Genomic DNA, 9,545 nt, shown 5'->3' on the forward strand with positions numbered 1-9,545 from the left:
GCACTTATTTGTTGAAGGCTAGGATAAAACTCGTGCCCTGGTTAATCTTACTTTTGACATCAATTTTACCATTAAGGGCTTCTACAAAATTTTTGCTAATGGCAAGCCCAAGTCCTACTCCATTAGTCTTGGTATTTCTGGAATCATCTATCCTATAGAATCTTTCAAATATCATATCGAGCTTATCGGGATCAATACCTATGCCATCATCGGTAATTTCTATAAAGACTTTTTGCTTATACCCGCTAAGTTTTATTTCTATATTTCCATCCTTGTCTATGGCCTTTATAGCATTGGTTAGGATATTTTGGATGACTTGGAGGAGCTTGTTCCTATCTGTTACTAGGAAAATTCCTGGCTCTATATCCTTTGTAAGGTTAATATTTCTATTGATGAAATTGGCCATAAAGCCATTGGCTATTCCATTAAGCATATCAGAAATATTTACCTCTTCAAGATTGAGCTTACCCATTTCTACGCTTTCGTTGAAGGAGTCCTTAAGACCATCTATTAGGACCTGGAGTCTATTAATCTCACCGTTTAAGCTTTGAACGGTAGTCTTGTCAAACTCCATAACCCCATCATCTAAGGCCTCAATATAAAGCTTGAGATTGGTTAGGGGAGTCCTAAGCTCGTGGGAGATATCTTGAGCATAGCGCATCCTTATATCTTCTTGTTTTTTCAAAGATTTTGACAAGAAGTTGATGTTGTTTTGAAGATTTGAAATTTCACTAATATCACTTTCTTCATCGCCAAGGCTTTCATAGATTCCTTCCTTGATTTTTACTGTAAAATCATTCATCTCCACAATAGGTTTTGAGATATTAGTTGAAAGGATAAGGGCTATGACAAAGCCTATTATTAGCGAGCTTGTTATAGCATATATTACTGCTTGCCTAAAATCATCCTGGAGCCTATTTACAGTCGTATAGTCAACAGAATATTCCACGACAATCCTCCCGGCTTCACGTTTTTTGTCAGCATTGAAGACATTGTAGGATTTGCTCTTGATATGATCAGGATCATCAGCCTTTAGTGAATGGATATATTTGAGTAGATTTCCATCTTGATCGTAATACTTGATATTGACATTTTGCTGCTTACTAAGGTCATTGAGATAAGCCCACATGCCTTCTGATGTAATATTCTCGTCATTATTAAGTCTTATAAACCACTCACTTACGAGATTTGGCTTTTTATCGTCTACGATTTTTAATAGGTCCGAGTATCTTAAGGTAACAAGGAGGGTTATAAGGATTGAGTAAATCAATATACAAGCAAGGACTCCTGCGATGAAGTTTTTGATTAATTTATTCCTTAATGAGGTCATCTACGCCACCGGATTTGTAACCCATACCATAGATAGTCTTGATATATTGAGGTTTTTTAGGATTGTCCTCAATTTTTTGTCTAATATTTTTGATGTGGGTGTCGATTGCCCTATCGTAGGCGTCATAATCTAGACCAAAGGTTAGCTCGATTATCTCGTCTCTTGTAAAAATCTTGTTTGGACTTGAAAATAGGGTCTTTACAATAGAAAATTCGTTCTTGGTTAGTGTAATTTCCTTGCCATCTTTTAAGAATCTATTGTATTTAAGATCCATTAGAAGTCTTCCGTCATTTGTCTTTATGATATCTGCCCTAGGGATATTGTATTTTTCAATTCTTCTAAGGACTGCCTTAACTCTTTCCACAAGTTCCTTGTTAGAAAAAGGTTTGGTTACATAATCATCAGCCCCGAGCCTTAGGCCTTGGATCCTATCGAACTCCTCGACCTTGGCGGAAGTTATTATAACAGGTACCTGAGATTTGTTTCTTATATCCTTAAGGACTTCCTCGCCAGAAAGCATTGGAAGCATAAGATCTAGTATTACAAGATCGATTTCTTCCTCATTAAAAATCTCTAGAGCCTTAACGCCATCGAAGGCTTGAAAGACATGGTAGCCATCTTTTATCAAATAATTTTTAACTATATCAGATATAGTTTTTACGTCTTCTACTATTAAAATATTTATATCATTCATTTTTTACCTCTCCATTAACTATTATAACATAAGAATTTCCTCTTAATACATTGTACCTTGTATATAAAAAAATGTTTAAAATATAAAAATAAGGATATAAATATAGTAGCAACGAGTTAGTTGCAGATTAATTTAAGAATAAGTACCTTGTACTTTTGAAAGGAGAAATTATGGGTAATTATGGAATAATAGCTTCAATTATTATCGGAGCAATAGCAGGTTGGATTGCAAGCAAAATTATGGGTAGAGATGCTCAAATGGGAGCAGTTGCAAATATCATCGTTGGAGTAATCGGTGGTGGAGTAGGTAACTGGCTATTTAGCACTTTATTTAACTCAGCAAACCCTGGACTTGTAATGCAAATCGTATATGCAGTAATCGGTGCAGTAATCCTATTATTTGCTTACGATAAGATTACCGGAGCAAAAAAATAAGTAGATTAAATTTAGCTTCCTAGCTTGGCTGGGAAGTTTTTTAGTGGAGAAATTTATTTTTTATAAAACTTTTGATACGGCCTAACTTAAATAAAATAGGAAGATCTCTATGGTTGATATTAACCTTTGATTAAAACAATAATGAAATTCTTATTCTTTAATCCAAGACAAAATAGATAAAACTAAAAGACCCCACAGGGGGGACTCCTAGTAGCCGAATCCAGAATTATTTTCTGTAGATTCCTTATTTAATAAATTATCAAGGGCGTCAGAAGTGGAGTTGTTAGATCCACTATTATTTTCATTTTCCTTTTCGTCCTTGTTATTTTTATCCTTATTCTTTTTATCCTTGTCCTTGTCTTTATCCTTATCATCTTCAGTCTTTGGTGGAGTATAGATTAAGGTTGAGTAGACTGTTGGCATCCTGTAATCCCAGTCTCTTGGAATGATTCCATTAAACTTGTTTGGATCATATTCGTTCTTTTCAACTATTAACGACCTAGTTTGGATTAAGAATTTTGGTGTAACATCACTAGCCAATAGGTTGTTTCTTGAATCTATATAAGCCCATTTGTGCATGTCGTCTTCTTCTTTTGGATAGTTTTCTGGACCAAAAATTTCTTCTTTGACAGTGCCACGTGGATCTCCCCTTGAGGCGTCTGTTGGAAGCTTACCGCTTATGGTGTCTACCTCCATGTGTTTTATGCCATCAGGCTCTTCAAAGCTTACTGGCTCGCTGTCAGCTAAGATTTCTGAATTTATTACATTCCACATGAGGGCTGCCCTATCTACACTATTGCTGTTTAGGTGGATATTTTGATTATCTGCTCCCATCCAAACTCCAACTGTGTAATAAGGAGTATATCCTACGCACCAGAAGTCTGTCTTATCATCGGTTGTTCCGGTCTTGGTTGCGTAATCTGTTCCGTTTAGGTGGATATTTCCATAATACTCGCCTGCACTTTCTAGAGCAGAGGTCACTTGATAAGCTGTCTCTGGACTTGTTACTGTGTGTTTTATTATATTATTCTCATCGAAGATTACTTCTCCTTGGGAGTCGGTTATCTTTGAGAAGGTCAAAGGTTCAGTGTATTCACCCTTATTGGCAAGGGCTGCGTAGGCTGCCGTCATATCGAGTGTGGTAAGGCCATGACTCATAGCACCCACTCCTAGGGCTGCGAGATTTTCGTCGTTTGTGTCAGGATTTTCGTCTTTTGTCACGAAATAATCTCTGCCATTTTCTTTGATTAGGCCGAAGTTTCTGAGATATTCAAGGCTTGTATCGATTCCTACCTTATTAAGGGTAGAAACTGCAATTGTGTTGATACTCATCTTTATGGCTTCTCTTATAGGAGTGTAGCCCATGTAGTAGCCATATACATTGACAGGCCAAGCTTCGCCATCTTCAGTTAGCTCAAATGGAACATCATCTACACCGGTTGCTAGGTTAAAGCCATGATCTAGGGCAGCAGTATAAGTTGCTATAGGCTTGATTGATGAACCAGGTTGTCTTGGAACGCTTGATGCCCTGTCTAAGATATTGATTCCCTCTTGGTCACGGCCTCCCATCAAGGCCTTGATATGGCCAGTCTTTTGGTCGATTATTACAGATGATGATTGAGGTTGGATAACCCCGTTTAGGTCTATATCGTAATAGTCCTTGTTAAGGCTAATAGATCCATCTTCATAGGCTGATAAAAGATTTGGGTTATTATCTAGATATTTTTTGCTAATTACTATATTGTTATCCCCATCCTGGTAGATGTCCTCGTTGGATTCGAACTCTATTCGTCCAGTCCTGTGAGTTCTAAGGTTGGAGTTTGTTTCATCCAAGGAATAGAAATCCTTAAAGATGAGCTTGGTTTGGTCAAGGTAGGCCTTATTCGTCGCAAGTACAAGGTCTCCTTCATCATCATGCCAAGCCTCATCAGAACTTAAGTGAAGGTCGTTATTTTCATCTAGGAGATTTGCTCTCTTATAATAGAGTAAGGCTCCGCTAGAATTTACTATATTTCCCCAATTATCATAAGATAAATCAAGTAGGGGAGCATAGCCCAAGCCTTCGCTATTTCCTATCAAGTGCTCTGAAAAGTTGGCGTAAATATCTTCAAGCTTTTCTTGAAGGCCTTTATCTAGGGTTGTCGTAATCTTAAGCCCTCCGTAGTAGAGCTTATCCCAGGCTTGGTTTTCTGAAATATTTAATACATCCATGAGCTTATTAACTACTTGACGTTCTAGAAGAGAGTTAAAGTAGCTAGCGATTTCTGTATTAGACCTTTCAGCAGGCTCCACTGTGCTTGCTACATCAAAGTCTTTGGCTTCATTGTATTGAGCCTCGTTGATGTATCCGTTTTCTAGCATCTTATCTAGAACGTATTCTTCTCTTTTGTAAGGAGCTTCGTTATATACTGCTGAATATTTATTTCCGTCTATACTAAATTCACCTAGGACTCTTTGATCTGTAACCTCACTTGTCTTAATTGACTTATAAAGAGAGTTTTCTGAAGGTGATTGAACGATTCCTGCAAGGGATGCGCATTGGGCAAGGTTTAGCTCAGATACGTCCTTGTTAAAGTAAGTCTTTGCTGCTGCTTGGACTCCGTAAGAGTTTTGTCCCATAAAGACCCTGTTTAGATAGGCTCCTAGGATTTCGTCCTTGTCGAGATATTTCTCAATCTCTAGGGCGAGATAAATCTCCCTTATCTTTCTCTCGTAGGTTTGATCGTTAGATAGGTAGGTGTTTCTTGCAAGCTGCTGGGTTATAGTAGATCCACCCCTTACGATTGACCCTGCCTTCATATTTTCAACAGCAGAACCTATGATTGATAGGGGATCTATACCATTGTGCTTATAAAATCTTTCATCTTCAACTGCGACAAATGCATTTTTTAAATTCTCTGGTATTTCTTTATAATCTACTATCTGTCTGTATTCGCTTGTAGCAATCGAATCGACTTCGTTTCCGTTTTCATCCACTATTGTTGAGTTTTGGCTCATTTCGTATTTTATGCTGTTAGCATCAATCTTGGGAGCAGTCTTCATTACTTCTAGTATTGCTCCACCAGTCATGCCAGCAAAAATAACTCCAAGGCCAGCTACAAATAATATAACAACTAGTATTATTTTTCCAACAAGAGCGGCAAGTTTATTATGCATAATGCCTCCATGATTTATTTTTAATATTCTAGATATTATCATTTTATCATTTTTAAGTAAATACTTCCAGACTTATTAACTTTTATAATCAAGGGATTAGTCGTATAATCATTTTTAGAAAGGAAGTTTATGCAAAGAGTTATACAAGTTAATGCAGTAGACAAGGACGACGATCTCGATAATAAGATCTATGAATTAGAGTCTTTAATCAATACTGCAGGAGGAAAGACTGAAGCTTACGTATCCCAAAAGATAAGCAAGGTCAATCCTAGATATTATATAGGCAAGGGAAAAGTCGAAGAGATTATGGATCTTGCCCAAAAAAACGACATAGATACGGTAATATTCGATGTAGAATTATCAGCTAGTCAGCTTTATAATCTAGAAGAAGAGATGAAACTTCACGTAGTAGATTGGACAACTCTTATCCTAGATATTTTTGCTATGCGTGCAAACACCAAGGAAGCAAGACTAAAGATTAAGCTTGCCCAATTAAAATATCAATTGCCAAGGATTAACAAGTGGTTTTCCTACCTATCAAGACAGGCCGGAGGAATCGGTACAAGGGGACCTGGAGAGACCATGCTTGAGACAGATAGGCGTGCTATTGTAAGGGATATTAAGTCTTTGGAAAAGGCCCTTAAGGATTTGGATAAGACTAAAATGATAAATAGAAAAGCGAGAAAGGATATTCATAACATATCCCTAGTGGGCTATACCAACGCAGGAAAGTCTACTATCCTAAATGGGATGCTGAAGCTTTTTGGTGAAGAAAAGTATGTATATTCGGATGATTTGCTTTTTGCAACCCTTGATACATCGACTAGGAGACTTGATTTTTCAAATACCAAGGTCACATTGACAGATACTGTAGGCTTTATCGACAATCTCTCCAAGGAGCTTAATGACTCCTTCCTAACAACCCTAGATGAGGTTAGATTTGCCGACATGCTCCTTATAGTAATAGATTCAAGTCACAATATTGACCATCAGATAGAGACAATCGAAAACTCTCTTCAAGGAATCGATGTTGGAAATAAGGAAATTCTTTATGTCTTTAACAAGATGGATAGGGTATGCGATGAGCTAAGCGTAAGCTTATACAAAAGAGATAGCGAAAAAATCTACATGTCAGCCCACAAGGAAGAAGATCTCATAAGACTTAAGGAGAAAATCGTAAAAATTATAAAGGAAGACTATGAGCTTGTGGAAATGTCAATTCCATTTGAAGATGGCAAGGTCCTAGACTATATCATGAGCAATTACGATATTATAGAAAGGGACTATGACCCAACTTCTAGCATTTTGAAACTAGAAATAAGCAAAGAGGACTATTCTAAATATGACAGATATATTAAAAAAGTATAGGACCATAAAGGGAGTTAAGACTAGCGAGTTCGAAGAAGAAAAGTCGAGATTTATAACAAGTGCTAAATATGTAGAAAGCGAAGAAGAGGCCATTAGCTTTATAGAAGAGATAAAGGATAAAAACAATGGGGCAACTCACAACTGCTCGGCCTACATTATTAATGAAATCCCTGAGATTAAAAGATACTCAGACGATGGCGAACCCCAAGGGTCTGCGGGCCTACCCATGCTATCTGTTCTTGAAAAAGAAGAGGTTAGAAATATTTGTGTTGTCGTTACCAGATATTTCGGTGGCAAACTTCTAGGAAAAGGGGGACTTGTTAGGGCCTACACTAGGGGAGTTACTGATACTGTATCGCCTAATATAGTTTGTAAGAGAGAGTATTTTGAAGTAGAATTAATTCATTCGTATACGGTGCTTGGTATAATTGAAAACTACCTAGCAGAAAATAAGCTTAAGGTCATAGATAAGGACTTTACTGATTTGGTTAAGATTAAGCTTCATATTAGAAGTGAAGATTTTCCAAAGATAGAAAAAGACCTTATCAATTTAACAAGTGCCAATATCAAAATAGAAGTCAAAGATACTTTGATGTTATTTGAAGGAAAATAGGAGGAAATATGTCAGGACATAATAAATGGAGCAAGATTAAAAATAAAAAGGGAAGTGAAGATGCCAAAAAGGGCAAGGTCTTTACAAAACACGCTAGAAATATAACAGTTGCAGCCAAAGAGGGTGGAACAAATCCGGACTATAACCCTGCTCTTAAGACTGCTATAGAAAAAGCTAAGGCAGATAATATGCCTAACGATAATATAGATAGGGCCATCAAGAAAGCAGCAGGAGATGATGCTTCAGATAGTTTCGAAAGAGTAATCTATGAAGGATACGGACCAGGCGGAGTTGCTGTAATTGTAGACTGTCTAACAGATAATAAAAATAGAACAGCTCCTGATGTAAGACATGCCTTCGACAAAAACGGAGGAAATCTTGGAACTGATGGATCTGTTATGTTTATGTTTGAAAGAAAGGGAGATATCATAGTAGGAAAAGAAGACAAAGACTTCGATGAATTTATGATGGATGCCCTAGAAGCAGGCTGCGAAGATGTCAAAGAAATGGGAGAATACTTCGAGGCTATCACAGATGTAAATAGCTTTAACGATGCCAATGACAAACTAAAAGAATTAGGCTATAAGATAGAAAGTGCAGATATATCTTATCTTGCAAACAACATGATTAAAGTAGAAGAAGACCATGTAGATAAGCTAAATAAATTAATCGATACCCTAGAAGATAATGACGATGTCCAAGAGGTTTACTCAAACTGGGATGATTCTAGCGAGGAATAAAGATGGAATTTAATATAGATCCTGTTGCCTTTAGGATATTCGGTTTAGAAATTTACTGGTATGCCATAATAATCATAACAGGAATATTTATTGCAGCACAATTTGCAAAAAGTGAGTTTGTAAGGCGCGGTTTCGATGAAGACTTTATCTATGACCTGCTTTTCGTCATCCTACCAATCGGAATAATCGGAGCAAGATTTTGGTATGTAATCTTCGAGTGGGACTATTATGGAAGTAACCCTTCACAGATCCTAAACTTTAGGGCAGGAGGTCTTGCAATTCATGGGGGAATCCTCTTTGGAAGTATTGCCCTTCTAATCTATGCAAGATACAAAAAAATCCCCCTCCTAGACCTTATGGATGTACTAGTACCTTCTCTTGTCCTAGCGCAGGGCATAGGCAGATGGGGAAACTTCGCAAACTCCGAAGCCCATGGGGGTCCTACAGATCTTCCTTGGGGGATAATCATAGATGGAGTCAAGGTGCATCCAACCTTCCTATACGAATCTATCGGAGATGTTTTAATATTTATTTTACTAATAAATTATAGGAAGAAAAATCCTGATAAGGGAAAGCAAAGTGCAATCTATTTCACCCTCTATGGGATATTGAGATATTTTGTAGAAGGACTAAGGACAGATTCCCTTTACATAGGATCTTTGAGGACTGCTCAGATTATGAGTATTATCTATGTTGTCTTAGGAATCGCCTTATATATTTGGGCAAATAAAAATCATCTCCCACCTTATTTTAGGGAAAATAAAGGTAAAGAGAAAAAAGAGAAAATTGTAAAGTTTAAGTGATAGACCTTATAAGCTTAAGCTTTATCGAATTTATTATGAAAATTTCATAAAAGATGAGTCGGCTTAGGGCCGACTTTTCTGTTGCAAATAAAGTGCTTTTAGTATAAAATGATAGTGAAGTGGAATATAGTGGCAGAAAGTGGTGGGAAATGTTTTTAGGTGAATTTACTCACAAGTTAGATTCTAAAAATAGAATAATGATGCCTAGTGAGTTTAGGGATGATTTATCTGAAAACTTCTATATCACCAAGGGGCCAGAGAAGTCACTTGTTATCTACACTGAGGATGAATTTATTAAGCAATCCGAAAGACTTGATAGACTGGAAGTGCAAAATAAGAAAAATCGTGCTATCAAGAGACTTTTTTTCTCCTCCACTGTAAAGGCAAGCCTTGACAAGCAAGGCAGA

At 37.0% G+C, this 9,545-nt stretch carries 8 protein-coding genes and 1 pseudogene; 6 read left to right on the plus strand and 3 right to left on the minus strand.

The window, feature by feature from the left end; translation table 11 throughout:
• Nucleotides 1–4: 4 nt before the first annotated feature.
• Together MRZ08_RS02325 and MRZ08_RS02330 are read right to left on the minus strand one after the other, a co-directional pair.
• Entirely contained in the window at nucleotides 5–1,330 is a 1,326-nt protein-coding gene (locus MRZ08_RS02325; protein ID WP_297378828.1) for a HAMP domain-containing sensor histidine kinase, read from the minus strand.
• Complete coding sequence (locus tag MRZ08_RS02330) at nucleotides 1,311–2,024, minus strand: response regulator transcription factor (RefSeq protein ID WP_297378830.1); 714 nt, start codon at nucleotides 2,022–2,024, stop codon at nucleotides 1,311–1,313. Before MRZ08_RS02330 ends, MRZ08_RS02325 begins: the two co-directional genes overlap by 20 nt.
• A 170-nt stretch (nucleotides 2,025–2,194) precedes the next feature.
• Between MRZ08_RS02330 and MRZ08_RS02335 the strand changes: the two genes are divergently transcribed.
• Complete coding sequence (locus MRZ08_RS02335) at nucleotides 2,195–2,458, plus strand: GlsB/YeaQ/YmgE family stress response membrane protein (protein WP_015778137.1); 264 nt, start codon at nucleotides 2,195–2,197, stop codon at nucleotides 2,456–2,458.
• Between the two features lie 207 nt (nucleotides 2,459–2,665).
• On the opposite strand, the gene MRZ08_RS02340 is transcribed toward MRZ08_RS02335, so the two are convergent.
• Nucleotides 2,666–5,614, minus strand: a complete 2,949-nt coding sequence (locus MRZ08_RS02340; RefSeq protein WP_297378833.1) for a transglycosylase domain-containing protein — start codon at nucleotides 5,612–5,614, stop codon at nucleotides 2,666–2,668.
• Between the two features lie 129 nt (nucleotides 5,615–5,743).
• Here MRZ08_RS02340 and hflX point away from each other — a divergent pair, with 129 nt between their 5' ends.
• From hflX to MRZ08_RS02365, 5 genes and pseudogenes are all read left to right on the plus strand, one after another.
• Nucleotides 5,744–6,982: a GTPase HflX gene (gene hflX / locus MRZ08_RS02345; RefSeq protein ID WP_297378835.1), complete on the plus strand. Its 1,239-nt coding sequence runs from the start codon at nucleotides 5,744–5,746 to the stop codon at nucleotides 6,980–6,982.
• On the plus strand, nucleotides 6,957–7,595 hold the full coding sequence (locus tag MRZ08_RS02350) for a YigZ family protein (RefSeq protein ID WP_297378862.1): 639 nt from the start codon (nucleotides 6,957–6,959) through the stop codon (nucleotides 7,593–7,595). Before hflX ends, MRZ08_RS02350 begins: the two co-directional genes overlap by 26 nt.
• An 8-nt stretch (nucleotides 7,596–7,603) precedes the next feature.
• Nucleotides 7,604–8,335 carry a YebC/PmpR family DNA-binding transcriptional regulator gene (locus MRZ08_RS02355; RefSeq protein ID WP_297378864.1) on the plus strand — a complete coding sequence of 244 codons (732 nt, stop codon included), beginning with the start codon at nucleotides 7,604–7,606 and terminating at the stop codon, nucleotides 8,333–8,335.
• A 2-nt stretch (nucleotides 8,336–8,337) separates the two neighbouring features.
• Nucleotides 8,338–9,138, plus strand: coding sequence for a prolipoprotein diacylglyceryl transferase (gene lgt / locus MRZ08_RS02360; RefSeq protein ID WP_297378867.1), 801 nt, complete (start codon nucleotides 8,338–8,340; stop codon nucleotides 9,136–9,138).
• A gap of 149 nt (nucleotides 9,139–9,287) precedes the next feature.
• Nucleotides 9,288–9,545, plus strand: a pseudogene (locus tag MRZ08_RS02365) (division/cell wall cluster transcriptional repressor MraZ); the annotation flags it as partial.

This window comes from Anaerococcus sp. (assembly GCF_022770135.1).
In the GTDB taxonomy this organism is placed as follows: Bacteria; Bacillota; Clostridia; order Tissierellales; family Peptoniphilaceae; genus Anaerococcus.

Bases quoted from the DNA above. Each gene is read 5' to 3' on its own strand.
- MRZ08_RS02325 (WP_297378828.1), bottom strand. From the start codon at position 1,330: ATGACCTCATTAAGGAATAAATTAATCAAAAACTTCATCGCAGGAGTC.
- MRZ08_RS02330 (WP_297378830.1), bottom strand. From the start codon at position 2,024: ATGAATGATATAAATATTTTAATAGTAGAAGACGTAAAAACTATATCT.
- MRZ08_RS02335 (WP_015778137.1), top strand. From the start codon at position 2,195: ATGGGTAATTATGGAATAATAGCTTCAATTATTATCGGAGCAATAGCA.
- MRZ08_RS02340 (WP_297378833.1), bottom strand. From the start codon at position 5,614: ATGCATAATAAACTTGCCGCTCTTGTTGGAAAAATAATACTAGTTGTT.
- hflX (WP_297378835.1), top strand. From the start codon at position 5,744: ATGCAAAGAGTTATACAAGTTAATGCAGTAGACAAGGACGACGATCTC.
- MRZ08_RS02350 (WP_297378862.1), top strand. From the start codon at position 6,957: ATGACAGATATATTAAAAAAGTATAGGACCATAAAGGGAGTTAAGACT.
- MRZ08_RS02355 (WP_297378864.1), top strand. From the start codon at position 7,604: ATGTCAGGACATAATAAATGGAGCAAGATTAAAAATAAAAAGGGAAGT.
- lgt (WP_297378867.1), top strand. From the start codon at position 8,338: ATGGAATTTAATATAGATCCTGTTGCCTTTAGGATATTCGGTTTAGAA.